The 18,528-nt window shown below is 67.8% G+C and carries 18 protein-coding genes; 17 read left to right on the forward strand and 1 reads right to left on the reverse strand.

Features of this window, described 5'->3' with window-relative positions; translation table 11 throughout:
- The first annotated feature begins 7 nt into the window (after nt 1-7).
- The 12 genes from QHG62_RS10810 to QHG62_RS10865 are packed head-to-tail and all read left to right on the forward strand — an operon-like array spanning nt 8 to nt 11,065.
- Complete coding sequence (locus QHG62_RS10810; protein WP_281150857.1) at nt 8-1,192, forward strand: lipid-transfer protein; 1,185 nt, start codon at nt 8-10, stop codon at nt 1,190-1,192.
- An 11-nt stretch (nt 1,193-1,203) separates the two neighbouring features.
- Entirely contained in the window at nt 1,204-1,647 is a 444-nt protein-coding gene (locus tag QHG62_RS10815) for a MaoC family dehydratase N-terminal domain-containing protein (RefSeq protein WP_281150858.1), read from the forward strand.
- 21 nt (nt 1,648-1,668) lie between these two features.
- Complete coding sequence (locus QHG62_RS10820; RefSeq protein WP_281150859.1) at nt 1,669-2,103, forward strand: MaoC family dehydratase; 435 nt, start codon at nt 1,669-1,671, stop codon at nt 2,101-2,103.
- A gap of 31 nt (nt 2,104-2,134) precedes the next feature.
- Complete coding sequence (locus QHG62_RS10825) at nt 2,135-2,968, forward strand: SDR family NAD(P)-dependent oxidoreductase (RefSeq protein WP_157613896.1); 834 nt, start codon at nt 2,135-2,137, stop codon at nt 2,966-2,968.
- A gap of 16 nt (nt 2,969-2,984) precedes the next feature.
- Entirely contained in the window at nt 2,985-4,145 is a 1,161-nt protein-coding gene (locus tag QHG62_RS10830) for an acyl-CoA dehydrogenase family protein (protein ID WP_281150860.1), read from the forward strand.
- Between the two features lie 37 nt (nt 4,146-4,182).
- Nucleotides 4,183-5,871, forward strand: a complete 1,689-nt coding sequence (locus QHG62_RS10835) for a long-chain-fatty-acid--CoA ligase (protein WP_281150861.1) — start codon at nt 4,183-4,185, stop codon at nt 5,869-5,871.
- 19 nt (nt 5,872-5,890) lie between these two features.
- Nucleotides 5,891-6,898, forward strand: coding sequence for a tripartite tricarboxylate transporter substrate binding protein (locus tag QHG62_RS10840; RefSeq protein ID WP_281150862.1), 1,008 nt, complete (start codon nt 5,891-5,893; stop codon nt 6,896-6,898).
- A gap of 11 nt (nt 6,899-6,909) precedes the next feature.
- The gene (locus QHG62_RS10845) at nt 6,910-7,371 is read left to right on the forward strand and encodes a PaaI family thioesterase (protein WP_281150863.1); all 462 of its coding nucleotides are present in this window, start codon (nt 6,910-6,912) and stop codon (nt 7,369-7,371) included.
- 22 nt (nt 7,372-7,393) lie between these two features.
- The gene (locus QHG62_RS10850) at nt 7,394-8,935 is read left to right on the forward strand and encodes a class I adenylate-forming enzyme family protein (protein WP_281150864.1); all 1,542 of its coding nucleotides are present in this window, start codon (nt 7,394-7,396) and stop codon (nt 8,933-8,935) included.
- A gap of 1 nt (nt 8,936) precedes the next feature.
- Nucleotides 8,937-9,365 (forward strand): PaaI family thioesterase, encoded by a 429-nt coding sequence (locus tag QHG62_RS10855; protein WP_281150865.1) that lies wholly within the window; start codon nt 8,937-8,939, stop codon nt 9,363-9,365.
- A 35-nt stretch (nt 9,366-9,400) separates the two neighbouring features.
- A complete protein-coding gene (locus QHG62_RS10860; RefSeq protein ID WP_281150866.1) occupies nt 9,401-10,237 on the forward strand; it encodes an SDR family oxidoreductase in 837 nt (278 codons plus the stop codon).
- A gap of 24 nt (nt 10,238-10,261) precedes the next feature.
- Nucleotides 10,262-11,065: an enoyl-CoA hydratase/isomerase family protein gene (locus QHG62_RS10865; RefSeq protein ID WP_281150867.1), complete on the forward strand. Its 804-nt coding sequence runs from the start codon at nt 10,262-10,264 to the stop codon at nt 11,063-11,065.
- Nucleotides 11,066-11,072: 7 nt separating this feature from the next.
- On the opposite strand, the gene QHG62_RS10870 is transcribed toward QHG62_RS10865, so the two are convergent.
- On the reverse strand, nt 11,073-12,122 hold the full coding sequence (locus tag QHG62_RS10870; protein WP_281150868.1) for a LacI family DNA-binding transcriptional regulator: 1,050 nt from the start codon (nt 12,120-12,122) through the stop codon (nt 11,073-11,075).
- Between the two features lie 125 nt (nt 12,123-12,247).
- On the opposite strand from QHG62_RS10870, the gene QHG62_RS10875 reads away from it, so the two are divergent.
- The 5 genes from QHG62_RS10875 to QHG62_RS10895 are packed head-to-tail and all read left to right on the forward strand — an operon-like array spanning nt 12,248 to nt 18,380.
- On the forward strand, nt 12,248-13,267 hold the full coding sequence (locus QHG62_RS10875; protein ID WP_281150869.1) for a TRAP transporter substrate-binding protein: 1,020 nt from the start codon (nt 12,248-12,250) through the stop codon (nt 13,265-13,267).
- Between the two features lie 6 nt (nt 13,268-13,273).
- A complete protein-coding gene (locus tag QHG62_RS10880; protein WP_281150870.1) occupies nt 13,274-15,181 on the forward strand; it encodes a TRAP transporter large permease subunit in 1,908 nt (635 codons plus the stop codon).
- 39 nt (nt 15,182-15,220) lie between these two features.
- Nucleotides 15,221-15,760: a VOC family protein gene (locus tag QHG62_RS10885; protein WP_281150871.1), complete on the forward strand. Its 540-nt coding sequence runs from the start codon at nt 15,221-15,223 to the stop codon at nt 15,758-15,760.
- Nucleotides 15,761-15,768: 8 nt separating this feature from the next.
- Nucleotides 15,769-17,040, forward strand: coding sequence for a ribulose-bisphosphate carboxylase large subunit family protein (locus QHG62_RS10890; RefSeq protein ID WP_281151581.1), 1,272 nt, complete (start codon nt 15,769-15,771; stop codon nt 17,038-17,040).
- Nucleotides 17,037-18,380 carry a four-carbon acid sugar kinase family protein gene (locus QHG62_RS10895; protein WP_281150872.1) on the forward strand — a complete coding sequence of 448 codons (1,344 nt, stop codon included), beginning with the start codon at nt 17,037-17,039 and terminating at the stop codon, nt 18,378-18,380. The genes QHG62_RS10890 and QHG62_RS10895 overlap by 4 nt, the downstream gene beginning before the upstream one ends.
- Nucleotides 18,381-18,528 lie beyond the last annotated feature (148 nt).

Here is an 18,528-nt window from a genome sequence, read left to right on the forward strand (position 1 = left end):
AAAGACCATGAAACGCAAAGTCATCGTTGCCGGCGTCGGCATGATTCCATTCAGCAAGCCGGGCAAGAGCGAGCCCTACCTCGTGATGGGCGAGCGTGCCGCGCGCCTTGCGCTCGACGATGCACGCGTGCCGTATGCCGAAGTGCAGCAGGCCTACGTGAGCTATGTGTATGGCGACTCGACCGCCGGCCAGGCCGCCATCTACCGCGTCGGCCTCACAGGCGTGCCCGTGTTCAACCTCAACAACAACTGCTCCAGCGGATCGAGCGCGCTCTTCCTGGCGCGGCAGGCCGTCGAAAGCGGCATGGTCGAATGCGCGCTCGCGCTCGGCTTCGAGCAGATGGTGCCGGGCGCACTGAAAGGCGCGTACGACGACCGGCCCTCGCCGATGGCGCGCTTCGCCGAAGAGATGACGGCACTGCAGGGCTTCGACCCGACCGCGCCGCGCGCTGCCCAGTTCTTCGGTGGCGCCGGGCGCGACTACATGAAAGAACACGGCATCCGCGCCGACACCTTCGGCCGCATCTCCGTCAAGGCGCGCCAGCATGCGGCGCGCAACCCCATGGCGGTGTTTCGCGACACGGTCACGCTCGACGAGGTGATGGCCGCGCCGACCGTGTTCGAGCCCATGACGCGGCTGCAGTGCTGCCCGCCCACCTGCGGTGCCGCCGCGGCGGTGGTGTGCTCCGAAGACTTTGCGCGTCGGCACGGCATCGACACCACGGTTTCGATTGCCGCGCAAGCCATGACGACCGACACGCCCAGCACCTTCGACTCGCACGACATGCGCAAGGTGGTCGGCTACGACATGACGGTGGCCGCCGCACGCCAGGTGTACGAGGCAGCCGGCATCGGCCCCGAAGACATCGACGTGGTGGAGCTGCACGACTGCTTTACCGCCAACGAGCTCATCACCTACGAAGGGCTCGGGCTCACCCCCGAAGGCACGGCGGAGAAGTTCATCCTCGAAGGCGACAACACCTATGGCGGCCGCGTGGTCACCAACCCTTCCGGCGGTTTGCTCTCGAAGGGGCATCCCCTGGGCGCGACCGGACTGGCCCAATGCGCCGAACTCACCTGGCAACTGCGCGGCCAGGCCGACCAGCGGCAGGTGGAAGGCGCGCGCCTCGCGCTGCAGCACAACCTCGGGCTGGGCGGCGCCTGCGTGGTCACGCTGTACCAGCGCGCTTGAGGGGCAGCCGCATGATCGACCGTAGCTTCATCGGCCACACCCTCCCCGCCTTCGATGTGCGCGTGGAGGCCGGCCGGCTGCGCTTCTTCGCCAAGGCCACGGGCCAGACCGATCCGCTGTATGTCGATGAAGAAGCCGCGCGCGCCGCCGGTCTGCCGGGCTTGCTGGTGCCGCCCACCTTCCTGTTCTGCCTGGAGATGGACGCGCCCGATCCGGCCGCCATCCGCAATATGCTGGGCATGGACTACCGGAAGCTGCTGCACGGCGAGCAGCAGTTCACGTATCACGCACCGGCGCATGCCGGCGACACGCTGCGCTTCGAGCAGCGCATCGAAGACATCTACGACAAGAAAGGCGGCGCGCTGGAGTTTGTGGTGCGCCGCACGCAGGTGCGCAACCAGAACGATGCACGCGTGGCCGAACTGCGCACCGTGACCGTGCTGCGCAACGCCTGAACGGGTCTGAACCGCATCACCATGACTTCAACAACCTCGCACACTCCCCGGTTCGACAGCCTGCAGGTCGGCGACACCCTCCCCGCGCTGCAACTCGAACCCGTTTCGCGCCTCATGCTCGCGCTGTACTGCGGCGCATCGGGCGACCACAACCCGATTCATGTCGACATCGACTTTGCGCGCAGTGCCGGGCAGGCCGACGTGTTCGCCCACGGCATGCTGTCGATGGCCTGGCTCGGCCGGCTGCTGACCAACTGGGTGCCGCCCTCGGCGCTGCGCAGCTACGGCGTGCGCTTTGCGGCCATCACGCATGTGGGCGACCGCGTGCGCTGCGAAGGCCGCGTGGCGGAGAAGTTCGAAGCGGGCGGCGAGCGCCGCGTACGGCTCGAGCTCTCTACCGTCGACCAGGACGGCCAGGTCAAGCTCACGGGCGACGCCGTGGTGGCCCTGCCCTGATCTCTTCATCTTCTCGAACGCACTCCAACCCATGAACAAGTTGAACAAGTTGCACGACAAGGTCGCCCTGGTATCGGGCTCGGGCCGCGGCATCGGCCGCAGCATTGCACTCAAGCTCGCGAGCGAAGGCGCGCGCGTGGTGGTCAACGATCTCGACGAGGCGCCGGCCGCTGAAACGGTGGCCGCCATCCGCGAGGCCGGTGGGCAGGCCGTGGCCTGCATCGGAAGCGTGACGCAGCCCGACTTCGGCGCGCGTTTCGTCGGCACCGCCATCGAGACCTACGGCGGGTTGGACATCATCGTTAACAACGCCGGCTACACCTGGGACAACGTGATCCAGAAGATGAGCGACGAGCAGTGGGAAGACATCCTCGCCGTGCACCTGACCGCGCCCTTCCGCATCCTGCGCGCAGCGGCCGATTTCATCCGCGAAGCGTCGAAGCGCGAGGCCGAGGCCGGCACGCCGGTGCTGCGCAAGGTGGTGAACATCTCTTCGACCTCCGGCGTCTACGGCAATGCGGGGCAAGCCAATTACGCGGCGGCCAAGTCGGGCATCAACGGCCTGACCAAGGCGCTTGCAAAGGAATGGGGCCGCTACAAGGTCAATGTGAACAGCGTGGCCTTCGGCCTCATCAAGACACGGTTGACCGAAGCGGACGCCAATGCCGACGCCAGTATCGACATCGACGGGCGCCAGATCAAGGTCGGCGTCAACCCGCAGATCCTGAAGAACGCCGAATCGCTCATTCCGCTGGGCCGCGGCGGCACGGCCGAAGAAGCAGCGGGGGCTGTCTACCTGTTCTGCATTCCCGAGTCGGACTATGTCAGCGGACAGGTGCTGGTCTGCGGCGGCGGCCGCCCCTGAGCCGGAGTTGCGAGCAATGCCCCTGCCCACTGCCGCCCGCCCCTGGATGGACGCCGAGTTGTCCATGCTGGCCGGCACCGCGCGCCGGTTCTTCGAAACCGAATGCGTGCCGCGCCAGGAGGAATGGGCGCGGCAGCACCACCCAGACCGCGCCATCTGGCGCCGCGCGGGCGAGCTCGGCCTGCTGTGCCCCGGCATTCCGGAAGCGTACGGCGGCGGTGGCGGCGGCGTGCTGCACGAGGCGGTCATCTGCGAAGAACAAGGCCGCGCACTGGTCAACAGCTTCAGCCTCAATGTGCACAGCGGCATCCTCGCGCACTACCTGCTGGGCTACGGCTCCGAAGAGCAAAAGCTGCGCTGGCTCCCGAAGATGGCCACCGGGGACATGGTCGGCGCCATTGCCATGACCGAACCTGGCGCCGGCACCGACCTGCAGCGCATCAAGACTACGGCCCGGCTGGACGGCGACTGCTACGTGCTGAACGGCGCCAAGACCTTCATCACCAACGGCCTGCATGCCGACCTGGTGTGCGTGGCGGTGAAGACCGACCCCGCGCTGGGGGCCAAGGGGGTTTCGCTCTTGATGGTGGAAACAGCCGACCTGCGGGGCTTCCGGCGCGGCAAGCTGCTCGAGAAGGTCGGGCAGCGCGGCCAGGACACAGTCGAACTCTTCTTCGACGATGTGCGCGTGCCGGCAATCAACCTTCTCGGCGACACCGAAGGCCGCGGCTTCGTTCAGCTGATGCAGCAATTGCCGCGCGAGCGGCTGCTCATTGCGGTGGGCGCCGCTGCCACCATGCAGCGCGCGGTGGACGACACCGTGGCCTACGCCACGCAGCGCCAGATCTTCGGCGACACGTTGATGAGCCTGCAGAACACCCGTTTTCGCCTGGCCGAATGCCAGACGCAAGCCGCCATTGCGCGCAGCTTTGTCGACGATTGCATGGCGCGCCTGCTGCGCGGCGAGCTCGACGCCGCAACCGCCGCCATGGCCAAGTGGTGGACCACCGACGCACTGTGCCGCGTGGCGGACGAATGCGTGCAGATTCATGGAGGCTACGGCTACATGACCGAGTACCCGATTGCGCGCATCTGGGCAGACGCGCGCGTCGGCCGCATCTACGGCGGTTCGAACGAGGTGATGAAGGAAATCATCGCCCGCGCGATCGAGCCCTGACGTCGAAGCGATGCAGCAAGAACAGGTTCCGCCGCCCATGACCGACCGCCCCGCTCTCGCCGAAACCCCGCCGCCGCACTGGCCGCGCGGGCTGCCTGCGCGCATCCACGTGCCGCGCATCACGCTCTGGCAGCAGCTCGAATCGGCGGCGCTTCGCTTTCCGGACAAGCCCGCCATCTTCTTCTGCGAGAACGCCGTCACGTATGCCGCGCTGCGCGACCAGGCTGTGCGTCTGGCCGGCCACTTGCAGCAGCAAGGCGTGAACCGCGGCGACCGGGTGCTGCTGCTGAGCCAGAACTGCCCGCAGTTCGTCGTCGCGTTCCATGCCATCTTGCATGCGGGCGGCGTGGTGGTTCCAGTCAATGCCATGAGCACCGCGGCCGAGGTGTCGCACTATCTCGCCGACAGCGGCGCCCGCGTGGCTTGCGTGGCGCAGGAGCTGCTCGCGGCGGTGGCTCCGGCGCTGCACGAAGGGCGCCTCGCACATGCCGTCGTGCACACCTATTCGGATGCATTGCTGCACCCACCCACGCAGCCGGTGCCCGATGCCGTGACGGCGCCACGCATACCGCTCGATGTGCCCCGCGCGGTGGCGTGGCACGCCGCACTGGCCGACGCACCGCCGCCGCAAGACGTGGACGTGCAGCCCACCGACCTGTGCCTGCTGCCCTACACCTCTGGCACCACGGGCCACCCGAAGGGCTGCATGCACACGCACCGCACAGTGCTGGCTTCGACGTACGGCGCCGCCCTGTGGCGCGGCCTGCATGCCGAGGCGGTGGTGCTCGCGGTGGCGCCGCTCTTTCACATGCTCGGGCTGCAGAACGCGATGCTGATGCCCCTTTCGCACGGCGCGACTGTCGTGATCCTGCCGCGCTGGGATGTGGCGGCCGCGGGCCGCGCCATCGAGCGCTACCGCGTCACCACCTGGGCCGCACCGCCCGCCATGCTGAACGACTTCTTCGCCCACCCCGAAACCGCGCAACGCGACCTGCGCAGCCTCAGCATGCTCAACGGCGGCGGCGCGCCGATGCCGCAGGCCGTTGCCACGCTGCTGTGGGAGCGCTTCGGCATCTCGTACGTGGAAGGCTACGGCCTCACCGAGACGGCCTCGTTCCTGCACGGCAATCCGCCGGGCAACGGCAAGACGCTGTCGCTGGGCCTGCCGGCCTTCGGAGTCGATTCGCGCATCGTCGATCCGGTCACGCTGGCGCCGCTGCCCGACGGCGAAGTCGGCGAACTGGTCACGCACGGCGAGCAGCTCATGCTGGGCTACTGGAACAACCCGGAGGCCAATGCGGCCGCCTTCTTCGAGCGCGACGGCAAGCGATTCTTTCGCACCGGCGACCTCGCCTGCCGCGATGCGGACGGCTTCTTCTTCATGCGCGACCGGCTCAAACGCATGATCAACGTGAGCGGCTACAAGGTGTGGCCGGCCGAGGTTGAAGGCCTTCTTCACCAGCACCCGGCCGTCCACGAAGCCTGCGTGGTGGCCCTGCCGGATGCCCGCCAAGGCGAAGCCGTGCGGGCGCTGGTGGTGTGCAGGCCGGGCGCGCAGGTCGACGCGGAAGGCATTGCTGCTTGGTGCCGCGAGCGGCTCTCCGCCTACAAGGTGCCGCGCAGCGTGGTGTTCCGCAACGCCCTTCCCAAGTCTGAAACCGGCAAGGTGCTGTGGCGGCTGCTGCAGGAAGAGGCCATTGCCGAAGTCGAGCGCGCCACGCATTGACGAAAACAAGGAGACAAGCATGCAGACCTCATCTTTTTCTTCCGCTTCTCCGGGGCTCACACGCCGGGCACTCGGCGCCGGTGCGCTTGCTGCATTCGGCGCGGCGGCACTCGGGCGGCACACAACGGCGCTGGCGGCGGAGTTTCCGTCGAAGCCGATCACCGTCATTCTTCCCTTTCCGCCGGGCGGCATGCTAGACGCGGTGGTGCGCGCCATGCTCGACGCCGCCTCGCATGAAATCGGCCAACCTTTTATCCTGACGCACAGGGCGGGCGCAGGCGGCGTAACCGGCACGGCCAGCCTCACCACCATGGGCGATGCCGACGGCTACACGCTGGCCGTGATGCACAACACCGTCATCCGCCAGCCGCACATGATCAAGGTGCCGTGGGACCCGCGGACCGACTTCAGCTATGTGATCGGCATGGCCGGCCTGGCCACTGGCATTGCCGTGGCGGCCGATGCGCCATGGAAGAACCTTGCAGACCTGCTGGCCGATGCGAAGAAGCGCCCGGGCGAGATCAGCTGGGGCAATGTCGGCAGCACCAGCATCAACCGCATCTATGCCGAGCGGCTGGCGCGCGCGGCGGGCGTCAAGTTCAACTTCATTCCGTTCAAGGGCGGCAACGAACAGCTCACCGCGCTCATCGGCCACCACCTCGACGTGTCGGGCGACCCGGGCTTCGGCGCGATGGCAATGGGCGGCAAGGTGCGCGTGCTGGCCACCTTCACCGAAGAGCGGCTGAAGCGCTGGCCCGCTGTGCCGACCGTGAAGGAGCAAGGCTACGACCTGGTGATCCAGTCGCCGTTCGGGCTGGTGGCGCCGAAGAACCTCGATGCGAAGATTTCCGCCCGCTTGCAGACCGCCCTGCGCAAGGGCATGGAAGACCCGGCCTACCAGCGCCTCTTGAGCGACTTCGATCTTGCGGCCTGGCCTTTGGATGCCGCGGCGTTCCGCGCCTACGCACAGGCCCAGTACACACGCGAGAAGCAGATGCTGGACGAGGTCGGCTTCAAACCCGAATGAACCTTGCCCCGATGAACGAAATCCTCACCCAACCCGGATCGACCGTGCGCCCCGTAGCGGGACCGGAGCGCCATGTGCCCTTTCTCGAACTGCTGGCTGCCAGCCGCGACTTTGCGGCCGACGGCAAGGCAATCGTCTCGCTCGAGCTGCGCCCCGAGCTGTGCAACAACCACGGCGGCGGCCATGGCGGTGTGGTCATGACGCTGCTCGACAGCGCCATGGCACATGCTGCGCTCAGCCGCATCGACTACAGCCGCGAAGTGGTGACCATCGACATGCACATCGGCTTCATGCGCCCCGCGGCAGGCCGGCTGGTTGCCACCGGCCGTGCGACGGGCGGCGGGCGCTCAGTGTGCTTTTGCGAGGCCGAGCTGGTCGACGGCAGCGGCACGGTGGTGGCCAAGGCAATGGGCACCTTCCGCTACCGCGCGCCGGCCGATGCAAACGCCACCGAGGCGCCTCGCCCCAACTGAACCCACTCGGCTGGAGACACACATGTACCTGACACAAGGCCTGCACCGCGCCGTGCAGCGCCATCCCCACAAGACGGCCCTCCGCCATGTGGCGGAAGACTCGGAACGCTCGCTCGACTTTGCCGAATTGCTGGAGACGGTAGCTCGCCATGCCGCCGCCTTGCAGGCTAGGGGCATACAACCCGGCGACCGCGTGGCGCTGCTGGCGCCCAACAGCGACCGCCTCATCGTGGCGCTGTGGGCCTGCTGGTGGCTGGGCGCCGTGGCGTGCCCCCTCAACACGCGCTGGAGCGTGCCTGAATTGCGCTTTGCACTGGCCGATGCGGGCGCCCTGCTTCTGCTTGCCGATGACGTGCTGGGCGAGGCTGCTGCGCCCCTGCGCGAGCTGGCACCGGTGATTTCGTTCGGCACGCTGGCCGGCGAGGCTGCGGGCTGCGCCCCGCTGCCCGACAGCCGCACCGGCGGCGATGCGCTGTGCACCCTGCTCTACACCGGCGGCACCACCGGGCGCTCGAAGGGCGTGATGCTCTCGCATGCCAATTTCTGGACCGCTTCGATGACGCGCGCCGCCGAGCTGCCGAACTCGCCCGACAGCGTGTCGCTGCTGGTGGCCCCGTTGTTCCACGTGGCCGGCATGGGGCGGCTGGTGGGCCAGTCGATGGTCGGCGGCACCTGCCTCACGATGCCGAGCTTCCGCCCGGAGCCGGTGCTCGCGGCCATCGAGCGCCACGGCATCACCGACACGGTGATGGTGCCGAGCATGCTGCAGGGCGTGCTCGACTGGCCGTATTTCAACGCGGCGCGCGCGCAGTCGCTCAACCGCATCGCATTCGGCGCCGCGCCCATGCCGCCCGACCTGCTCGACCGGGCCCTCCAGGCCTGGCCCGACGCCGAGTTCTTCCAGGCCTATGGGCTGACCGAAACCGCCGGCGCCGTCTGCATCAACCCGCCGCAGAACCACCGCGGCGAGGCTCGCCTTGCCGACCGCTGGCGCTCGGTCGGCCGGGCCGGGCTGGGCGCGGAGATCCGCATCGTCGACGAATCGGGCAGCGAGCTGCCGCGCGGATCGGTCGGAGAAATCGTGGTGCGCGGCCCCATGGTCACGCGCGGCTACTGGAACCTGCCGGAGACCACGCAGCAGGCATTCCGTGACGGCTGGTTTCGCACCGGCGACGCCGCACGCATGGATGAAGACGGCTACATCTTCATTGCCGACCGGCTGAAGGACATGATCATCTCGGGTGGCGAGAACGTCTATTCCGGCGAGGTCGAGGCGGCGCTGCGCAGCCATCCGGCGGTGTCCGACGCCGCGGTGATCGGCGTGCCCGACACGCGCTGGGGCGAAGCGGTGCATGCGGTGATCGTGGTGCGCCAAGGGCATCCCGCGGCCGGTGCGGCCAGCGATGCCGTCGCCGCTGAACTCGTCGCCGAACTCACGGCCTGGTGCCGACGCGAACTGGCCGGCTACAAATGCCCGCGCAGCATTGCCTTTGCCAAGGAGCTGCCGATGAGCGCCGCGGGCAAGGTGCTCAAGACCGCGTTGCGCGCCGCCTATGTCCGCTGAGATGGCCGCTAAAAGGGCCCACGAGACGGCGCGCCGCAACGCCTATGCCCGCGTGCCGTTCACGCGGATGATGGGTGTGGAGCGTGCCTATTCGCAAGACGGCCGGGCGCGGCTTTTGATCGATGCGCGGCCCGAACTGCAGAACGTGATCGGCGCCGTGCATGGCGGCGTGATCCTCACCATGCTCGACGTGGTGATGGCGAGCGCAGCGGTTTCGCTGGTCGACTTCACCAAGACGGCCGTCACGCTGAACCTGAACACCAGCTTCCTCAGGCCTGGCCTTGGCCGCATCGTGGCCGACGGCTTTGCGCTGGAGACCAACGACGGCGTCATTTCGTGCTCCGCCGAAGCGCGCGACGCCAGCGGCGAACTGGTGGCCACCGCGCTCGGATCGTTTCGCTACCTGCCGCTGCCGCCGTCGGAAAACTGAATGCAGCGGCCATCTTTCTTCATTCACACATCGCCATGACCGAACACGCAGAAGCTTTTCTCGCACCGCCACCCGAAGCGGCCTTCGACTTTCGGGGGCGCGCGGTTTTCGTCGCCGGCGGAAGCAGCGGCATCAACCTGTCGATTGCCGAGGCCTTCGCCCGGCGCGGCGCCAACGTGAGCATTGCCAGCCGCTCGCCCGAGCGCGTGGCCGCCGCCGTCGAGCGCCTGCGCAGCCACGGCGGCCGCGCCGAAGGCTGGAGTGCCGACGTGCGCGATGCGGACAGCATCGGCGCCGCGCTGGCCTCGGCGCATGAATCCTTCGGTCCCATCGATGTGCTGATCTCGGGGGCTGCGGGCAACTTCGTGGCGCCCGCACTCGGCATGTCGAGCAAGGGCTTTCGCACCGTGGTCGACATCGACCTGGTGGGCACCTTCAATGTGCTGCGCTCGGCGCATGAATTCCTGCGGCGGCCGGGCGCATCGGTCATCAACATTTCGGCGCCGCAGGCGGCCAACCCCACGCCCTACCAGGCGCATGTGTGCGCCGCCAAGGCCGGTGTCGACATGCTCACGCGCGTGCTGGCCATGGAATGGGGCGTGGACGGCGTGCGCGTCAATTCGATCGTGCCGGGCCCCATTGGCGACACCGAAGGCGTGCGCAGGCTCGCCCCCGGGCCCGAGGCACTCGCGGCGATGGCGGCATCCATTCCGCTCGGCCGATTCGGCCGCACCGAAGACGTTGCGCTGATGGCGCTGATGCTGAGCTCGCCCTGGTCCAGCTTTGTCACGGGCGCCGTCATTCCGGTGGACGGCGGAAGTTCGCTCGCCGGCGGGCGCGACCTGAGCTCGGCGCTCAAGCCGGCGGCCTGAATCAAATTTGTTTTCTTGAACGCCATGACCATCTCCGAAACATCCCCAACCTACGAGCGCATCCGCTTCGAAACCGAGGGCACGACGGCCGTGCTGACGCTCGACGACACCGCCACCCGCAATGCGCTCGGCCCGGCCATGCGCGAAGAAGTGGCCGATGCGGTACAGCGCGTTCGGCGCGACCGCGGCGTGCGCGCGCTGGTCATCACCGGTGCCGGCGGGCACTTTTGCTCCGGCGGCGATCTGCGCAGCATTGCAAGCGCGGGGCTGGACAACCAAGGCTGGCGCGAACGCCTGCATGACCTGCACGGCTGGCTGCGCGACCTCATCACGCTCGACCGCCCCGTGGTTGCCGCGGTCGATGGCGCGGCCTTCGGCGCAGGCTTCGGCTTGGCCATGGCGGCTGACTTCGTGACTGCCACGCCGCGCGCGCGCTTGTGCGTGTCCTTCATCAAGATCGGCCTCGTGCCCGACTGCGGCACCTTCTATACCCTGCCGCGCATCGTCGGTGCGCAACGCGCCAAGGAGCTGATGCTTTCGGGCCGCGAGGTCGGCGGCGAAGAAGCGCTGCGCCTGGGCTTGGCCATGGAACTGCAGGCGCCCGAGCAACTGCTGCCCCGCGCACGTGCGTTGGCCGACAGCTTTGCCGGCGCCTCGCCTTCTGCGGTAAGCCTCATCAAGCGCAGCCTGGCTGCCGCGGACGACCTGGACACCCGGCTCGAACTGGAGGCCAGCGCGCAGGCGCTCGCGATGGGAACCACGGGCCACCGCGACGCCGTGGCGGACTTCCTCGCCAAGCGCGCGCCGCGCTTTCAGTGGCCGGGCTGAACGGCAGCTACGGCAGGTTCTCCCGAAAGATCACCTGGCTGCGGGTGGTTTCCACGCCGCTGAGCGCTTCGCGCCCGTCGCGCAGGTTGGCAAAAATGCGCACGCAATTCATGAGCGTGGTGTGCGGGCTCTGGGTGATCACCGCATCCATGCTGCCGTCGATCAGCAGCGTGCGCGTGTCGGGCGTGAGGCCGTGGCCTATGAAGACCACCTTCTGTTCGCGCCCGGCTTCTTTCAGTGCACGCGCCACGCCGTCGGACGCGCCGCCAATGTTGTAGATGCCGCCCATGTCGGGGTATTGCTCCAGCAATGCGCGGGTCTGGCGGTAGTTCTTGCCGGCGTCGTCCTGCCCTTCGCGCAGGCCCACCACTTCGAGCCTGGGAAACATCTCATCGATCACATGCAGGAAGCCGGCCTCACGCTCTTCGTGCGCCTTGTAGCTCAGGCTGCCCGCGATGAGCGCAACCTTTGCTGCACGCGCGCCGATGAACCGCCCGATGAGATAGCCCGCCGTGCGCCCGGCGGCGCGGTTGTCCAACCCCACGAAGGCGGCGCGTTCGGAGTTCGACAGGTCTGAAATGAGCGTGACCACCGGCAGGCCGCGCGCGGCCAGCGCCGCCACCGCCTCGCGCACCGCGGGGTGCTCCAGCGCCATCATCGCAATGCCGTCGCAACGCTGGCCGTAGCGCCGCAGCGCGTCGGCCAGCTCATGCGGATTGAAGCTCTCGATGAACACCGTGCGGCACTGCACGTTGAAGGGCGCCCAGTGCTCCTGCGAGTAGCCCACCATGTCGCCCAGCATGCGAATGAAGCGGTTGGTGCCGGCCGGCAGCAAGAACACCAGCCTGAGCGGCGGCGGCGTGAGCGCGGCATAGAGCTCGGGGCCGGGAAGGTAGTCGAGCTCTCCGGCGGCCTTGAGCACGCGCTGCACCGTGGCGTCGCGCACGCCGGGCCTGCGGTTGAGCACGCGGTCGACGGTGGCGGTCGACACTTTTGCGGCGCGCGCAATGTCGACCACGCGTGCCCGGCGGGCATCGGTTGAAGGGTTATCCCTCATACATCAAAAACCATCAGGATCAAGTTTGACCCGGATCATGCATGCTTTTATCTTCGCTGTGGCTCGAATCCAATGATGCATCAGATTGCATCAACCGTATTCCGAAGATCCAGGAGACAAAAGACATGACATCGCTGACCCGCCGCAGTGCCCTGCGCACGCTTTCCGCCCTCCCCGCCGCCGGCATCGTGTCGGCCGTGCCGCGCATTGCCCGCGCGGCCGAGTTCTCGTACAAGTACGGCAACAACCTGCCGCTGACGCACCCGCTGAACATCCGCGCGCAAGAGGCCGCCGACCGCATCGCCAAGGAAACCAAGGGCCGGGTCGAGATCAAGATCTTTCCCAACAACCAGCTCGGCGGCGACACCGACATGCTGGCGCAGGTGCGCTCGGGCGGCATCGAGTTCTTCACGCCTTCCGCGCTCGTCATTGCCACGCTGGTTCCGGTGGCGGCCATCAACGCAGTGGGCTTTGCGTTCAACGACTACAACCAGGTGTGGGGCGCCATGGACGGCAAGCTCGGCGCCCACGTGCGCGGCGCCATTGCCAAGTCGCGCCTCTATGCCTTCGAGAAAATGTGGGACAACGGCTTTCGCCAGACCACCAGCAGCAAGGCCGCGGTGTCGAACGCGAAGGACATGGACGGCCTGAAGATCCGCGTGCCGGTGAGCCCGCTGTCCATCTCGATGTTCAAGGGCCTGGGCGCCGCGCCCGCCAGCCTGCAGTTCAGCGAGGTCTACTCCGCCCTGCAGACCAAGATCGTCGACGCGCAGGAGAACCCGCTGCCCATCATCCAGGTGGCCAAGCTGTTCGAAGTGCAGAAGTTCTGCTCGCTCACCAACCACATCTGGGACGGCTACTGGTTCGTTGCCAACGGCCGGGCCTGGGACGCCCTGCCCGAAGACCTCAAGACCATCGTGGCGCGCGCCATCAACGACGCCGGCATGCAGCAGCGCGAAGACATCAGGAAGCTCAACGAATCGGTGGTGGGCGACCTGCAGGCCAAGGGCCTCACCATCAACCGCCCCACCGCCGACAGCTTTCGCGCCAAGCTGCGCGAATCGGGCTTCTACGGCGAATGGAAGGGCCGCTTCGGCCCCGAGGCGTGGGCCCTGCTCGAAGGCGCCGTCGGCAAGCTGGCCTGACCGCCCATGCTGCATGAATCCACTTTCGAGACGCCGCCTCTCTTGCACGGCGACGTGGCCACCGGAGCATCGGCCAACCCGCTGAGCGGTATGGCCGGGCGCGCTGACCGCGTGCTCGGCGGCGCGGTCGAAGCCGTTGCCGCGCTGCTGGTGCTGGCAGAAATCTGCGTGTTGTTTGCGGGCGTGGTGTCGCGCTATGTGTTCCATGCGCCGCTGGTGTGGTCGGACGAGCTCGCATCCATCCTGTTCCTGTGGCTCTCGATGCTCGGCGCGGCCGTGGCGCTGCGGCGCGGCGAACACATGCGCATGACCGCGCTTCTGCAGAAGGTGCAGCCTTCGACGCGCGCCCTGCTCGACGCCTTTGCCATAGCGGCGTCTGTCGCGTTTTTGGTGCTGATCGTCTGGCCGTCGATCGACTACGCGCATGAAGAGTCGTTCATCGTCACGCCCGCGCTGGAGATCAGCAACGCGTGGCGCGCCGCGGCCATTCCGGCGGGCATCGGCATCATGGTGGTCATGGCGCTGCTGCGCCTGCTGCGCGTGTGCACCGGCCGGCAGATCGCCGTCGCGGTGCTCGGCATGGCTGCGCTGGTGGGCGCCTTCTGGCTGGCGGCGCCGCTCTTTGCAACGCTCGGCAAGTTCAACCTGGTGATCTTCTTCGTGGTGGTGGTGGCGGCCACGGTGCTCTCGGGCGTGCCCATTGCTTTTTCATTCGCGCTGGCCACTTTCGGCTACCTGGCGCTCACCACGCGCACGCCGCTGCTGGTGATGGTGGGGCGGCTCGACGAAGGCATGTCGCACCTCATCCTGCTGGCGGTGCCGCTCTTCATCTTCCTGGGCGCGCTCATCGAGATGACGGGCATGGCGCGCGCCATGATCCAGTTTCTTGCGAGCCTGCTGGGGCACGTGCGCGGCGGCCTCTCTTATGTGCTGATCGGCGCGATGTACCTGGTGTCGGGCATTTCGGGCTCCAAGATTGCCGACATGGCCGCCATTGCGCCCGTGCTCTTCCCTGAAATGGTGAAGCGCGGCGCAAAGCCTGGCGACCTGGTGGCGCTGCTCTCTGCCACCGGCGCGCAGACCGAGACCATTCCGCCGTCGATCGTGCTCATCACCATCGGCTCGGTCACCGGCATTTCCATTGCGGCGCTGTTCACCGGCGGGCTGCTGCCGGCCGTGGTGCTGGGTGCCGCGCTGTGCGTGGTGGTGTGGTGGCGCTACCGGCGCGAAGACCTGGGCGGCGTGCAGCGCCACAGCAAGCGCGAAATCGGAAAGCTGCTGCTGGTCGCCCTGCCCGCGGTGCTGCTGCCCTTCGTGATTCGCGCCGCGGTGGTCGAAGGCGTGGCAACGGCTACCGAGGTGTCGACCATCGGCATCGTCTACTCGGCGCTCGTCGGGCTCTTTGTGTATCGGCAGTTCGACTGGAAGCGGCTCAAGCCGATGCTGATCGACACCGCATCGCTCTCGGGCGCGATCATCTTCATTGTGGGCTGTGCCACGGCGATGGCCTGGGGCCTTACGCAGTCGGGCTTCTCGCAAGACCTGGCTCGCATCATGGGCGCGCTGCCGGGTGGTGCCTACGGCTTCCTTGCCGTGTCGATCGTCGCCTTCATCGTGCTGGGCAGCGTGCTCGAGGGCATTCCGGCCATCGTGCTGTTCGGGCCGCTGCTCTTTCCCATTGCCAAGGCCGCGGGCGTGCATGAGGTGCACTACGCCATGGTCGTCATTTTTGCGATGGGCATCGGCCTCTTCGCACCGCCCTTCGGCGTGGGCTACTACGGCGCATGCGCGGTGAGCAAGGTCAACCCCGACGAAGGCATCAGGCACATCTGGGGCTACATCGCCGCCATGCTGGTGGGCCTGGTGATCGTGGCCGCGTTCCCGTGGTTCTCGACCGGTTTTCTCAAGTTCTGACACCACAACAACACACTCACATCAACGGAGCCAACCGCAATGAGTCGATTCCTCGGCGAGATTCGCCAGCTGGGCTATGTCGTGCACGACATCGAGGCCGCCATGGACTACTGGAGCACCAAGCTCGGCGTGGGCCCCTGGTTCTACAACCCCAAGGTGCCCATCAAGAACTACCGCTACAACGGCGAGGCGCATGAGCCGCACAACTCGGTGGCGCTGGCCAACTCGGGCTACGTGCAGGTAGAGCTCATCCAGACGCGCAACAACGTGCCTTCGATGTACCGCGACTTCCTGCAGGCCGGCCGCACCGGGCTGCAGCACGTGGCCTACTGGACGGCCGACTACGACGCCGACCTGGCACGCCTTACCGCGCAGGGCTTCAAGCCGGTAATGAGCGGCGAAGTGGGCGAGCGCGGCCGCTTCATCTACTTCGACACCGAATACCACCCGGGCACGGTGATCGAACTGTCCGAGGTGGCGGGGCCCAAGGGCAAGATGTTCGACCTGATCCGAAGCGCCTCCGAAGGCTGGGACGGCAGCGAGCCGGTGCGGCCCTTTCCGGACCTGAGCAAGCTGTGAGCACGGCGATGGCGCCAGTTGAACGCATCCACGCGCGCTACCTCATCGAAACGCCGCTGGACCCGGCCGCCGTGGCCGAGGTGATGGCGGGCGAGCAATCGTGCGGCACCTTCACGCGGGTGGAGGGCGAGACGGATGCGCTGCGCGAGCGGGCCCGCGCCACCGTCGAGGCAATTGCCGAAGTTGCCCCGGCCGAAGCGCCGAGCTTGCCGAACGCGCTGCTGGAGCGCAAGGGCGCGCGCGGGCCGTGGCGGCGCGCGCACATCGACATTTCGTTTCCGGCGGCGAACATCGGCGCCAACCTGCCGACGCTCGCGGCCACCGTCTCGGGCAACCTGTACGACCTGGGCGAAGTCACCGGCCTCAGGCTCGAATCGCTTCGCGTGCCGGCGGCCTACCGCGCGCAGTTCGAAATGCCGCGCGCCGGCATCGCGGGCACCCGGCGCGCCACCGGCGTGGCAAGCGGTGCGCTGGTCGGTACCATCATCAAGCCGAACGTGGGGCTTTCTGCAGCCGAGACGGCTGAGCTGGTGGCACGGCTGTGCGCCGCGGGCGTCGACTTCATCAAGGACGACGAGGTGTGCGCCGACCCCGCGCATGCGCCGCTCGCGGAGCGCGTGCCCGCGGTAATGGCCGTGGTGCGCGCACACCAGGAGCGCACCGGCAAGCACGTGATGGTGGCCTTCAACATCACCGACGAAACCGATGCCATGAAGCGGCATGCCGACCTGGTCGAGCGCGAAGGCGGCTCATGCGTGATGGCCAGCCTCAACTGGTGCGGGCACTCGGGCATACAGAGCTTGCGGCGCCACACCGGCCTGGCGCTGCACGGCCACCGCAACGGATACGGCGCGCTGTCGCGGCATCCTTTGCTCGGCATCTCGTTCCAGGCGTATCAAACGCTCTGGCGGCTCGCGGGCGTCGACCACATGCACGTGCACGGCTTGCAAGGCAAGTTTTCGCAGGCCGACAGCGAAGTGATCGAATCGGCACGCGACTGCTTCACGCCGTTGACCGATGCCGCGGACGACCGCGTGATGCCGGCGTTCTCGTCGGGCCAATGGGCCGGCACTGTGCCAGCCACCTGGGCGGCCATCGGCAGCGACGACCTGCTCTTCATGGCCGGCGGCGGCATTCTTGCGCATCCGGACGGTGCCGCGGCAGGTGTGGCCAGCATCCGGCAGGCATGGTCGGCCGTTCGCAACGGTATTGCGCTGGAAGACGCGGCCCGCGGCGCTCCCGAGCTTGCACATGCCCTCGCCTTCTTCGGCAAGCCGTGACGCCGGCAACGCCCGCTCCAGCCGTCGTCTATTACGGCGATGACTTCACCGGCGCAACCGACACGCTCGGCACCGCGGCGCGAGCGGGCCTGCGTGCGCTTCTGTTCCTGAAGACGCCCGATGCCGCCCGGCTCGCCCGCACCGGGCCGCTCGACGTGCTGGGCATTGCCGGCGCTGCGCGGGCCATGGCGCCGGAGGCGATGCAGGCCGAGCTGGCCCCGGTGGCGGCACTGTTCCGCTCGCTCGGCGCCCGCGTGCTGCACTACAAGACCTGTTCGACATTCGACAGCGCGCCGCACATCGGCTCCATCGGCGCAGCCGTTGGCGCGCTGCGCACCGCCGTAGAGCAACCGTGGGCCGCGATCGTCGGCGGCCAGCCCAACCTTGGGCGGTACTGCCTTTTTGGCAACCTGTTTGCCGCAGCCGGTGCGGGCGGCGAGGTGTTCCGTATCGACCGGCATCCGACGATGAGCCGTCACCCGGTGACGCCGATGCACGAGGCGGACCTGCGGATTCACCTGGCCAGGCAGGGCTTGGCCGAGGTGCGCTCCATTCCGTTCACGGCCGCCTTGCAGGGAACGGATGCGCTCGGCAATGCGCTGCAGCGCGCATTGCAGGCGCCCTTTTCCGAAGCCGGCACCGGCGCCGTGCTGTTCGACGTGGCCGACGCACCGCAACTGGCAAACATTGGCCAAGTGCTGTGGGCACAGGCAAGCCGTGCCACGCTGCTTGCCGTAGGGCCGAGCAGCGTGGTAGACGCACTGGCCGCCGCCCTTGGACCGCGCCATGCCAACGCGCAGGCCGGCCCGCCCCGCGTGGCACCCGCGCAAGGCCCGGTGCTGGTGCTTGCCGGAAGCCTCTCGCCCGTGACCGCACGACAAGTGGCGGAGGCACGCTCGTTCGAGACGGTGTGGCTCGACGCACCTCTGCTCGCACAGCGGGACGCGGCCACGCTCGAACGCCACGCCCAAGACATTGCGCGCGGCCTCGCAGGCGGCCGCAACGTGCTGGCCTGCACCCGCCCCTCTGAACAGCAGTTGCAGCCCGCCACCGAACTGGATGCGCAGGCGCTCGCACGCGCGGGCGGCGACTTGCTGGCCAAGGTGCTCGCGATGGCGCCGCTGCAGCGCGTGGGCATTGCCGGCGGCGACACGTCGAGCCACGGCATGCAAGCGCTCGATGCATGGGGGCTTTCGTATGTGGCGGACATGGGCGCCGGCGCATCGCTGTGCCGCGTGCACAGCGACGATGCCGCACTCGACGGCATGGAGATCATGCTGAAGGGCGGCCAGATGGGCTCGAACGACGTGTTCGAGCGCCTGGTGCACGGCATCGCCTGAGGCACTGCGGCACTGCTCCGCCGCACCAGTTGCGAGCGCGGGCTCCGTTCGAGTGCCCTCTTCGGCCGCCGCACGAGGCGCCTTTCACAGCAAGACTGCGATCGCGCCGCGCAGGCACGGTCTTTGCATGACCCACAACTCACGGTGT

Source organism: Variovorax paradoxus, from assembly GCF_029919115.1.
GTDB classification, from domain to species: Bacteria; Pseudomonadota; Gammaproteobacteria; order Burkholderiales; family Burkholderiaceae_C; genus Variovorax; species Variovorax paradoxus_O.

Excerpts from the sequence above, each read along its gene's own strand:
- QHG62_RS10820 (WP_281150859.1), top strand. The coding sequence starts at position 1,669 with ATGACTTCAACAACCTCGCACACTCCCCGGTTCGACAGCCTGCAGGTC.
- QHG62_RS10865 (WP_281150867.1), top strand. The coding sequence starts at position 10,262 with ATGACCATCTCCGAAACATCCCCAACCTACGAGCGCATCCGCTTCGAA.
- QHG62_RS10835 (WP_281150861.1), top strand. The coding sequence starts at position 4,183 with ATGACCGACCGCCCCGCTCTCGCCGAAACCCCGCCGCCGCACTGGCCG.
- QHG62_RS10870 (WP_281150868.1), bottom strand. The coding sequence starts at position 12,122 with ATGAGGGATAACCCTTCAACCGATGCCCGCCGGGCACGCGTGGTCGAC.
- QHG62_RS10855 (WP_281150865.1), top strand. The coding sequence starts at position 8,937 with ATGGCCGCTAAAAGGGCCCACGAGACGGCGCGCCGCAACGCCTATGCC.
- QHG62_RS10815 (WP_281150858.1), top strand. The coding sequence starts at position 1,204 with ATGATCGACCGTAGCTTCATCGGCCACACCCTCCCCGCCTTCGATGTG.
- QHG62_RS10845 (WP_281150863.1), top strand. The coding sequence starts at position 6,910 with ATGAACGAAATCCTCACCCAACCCGGATCGACCGTGCGCCCCGTAGCG.
- QHG62_RS10885 (WP_281150871.1), top strand. The coding sequence starts at position 15,221 with ATGAGTCGATTCCTCGGCGAGATTCGCCAGCTGGGCTATGTCGTGCAC.
- QHG62_RS10810 (WP_281150857.1), top strand. The coding sequence starts at position 8 with ATGAAACGCAAAGTCATCGTTGCCGGCGTCGGCATGATTCCATTCAGC.
- QHG62_RS10825 (WP_157613896.1), top strand. The coding sequence starts at position 2,135 with ATGAACAAGTTGAACAAGTTGCACGACAAGGTCGCCCTGGTATCGGGC.
- QHG62_RS10890 (WP_281151581.1), top strand. The coding sequence starts at position 15,769 with ATGGCGCCAGTTGAACGCATCCACGCGCGCTACCTCATCGAAACGCCG.
- QHG62_RS10850 (WP_281150864.1), top strand. The coding sequence starts at position 7,394 with ATGTACCTGACACAAGGCCTGCACCGCGCCGTGCAGCGCCATCCCCAC.
- QHG62_RS10875 (WP_281150869.1), top strand. The coding sequence starts at position 12,248 with ATGACATCGCTGACCCGCCGCAGTGCCCTGCGCACGCTTTCCGCCCTC.
- QHG62_RS10830 (WP_281150860.1), top strand. The coding sequence starts at position 2,985 with ATGCCCCTGCCCACTGCCGCCCGCCCCTGGATGGACGCCGAGTTGTCC.
- QHG62_RS10860 (WP_281150866.1), top strand. The coding sequence starts at position 9,401 with ATGACCGAACACGCAGAAGCTTTTCTCGCACCGCCACCCGAAGCGGCC.
- QHG62_RS10880 (WP_281150870.1), top strand. The coding sequence starts at position 13,274 with ATGCTGCATGAATCCACTTTCGAGACGCCGCCTCTCTTGCACGGCGAC.
- QHG62_RS10840 (WP_281150862.1), top strand. The coding sequence starts at position 5,891 with ATGCAGACCTCATCTTTTTCTTCCGCTTCTCCGGGGCTCACACGCCGG.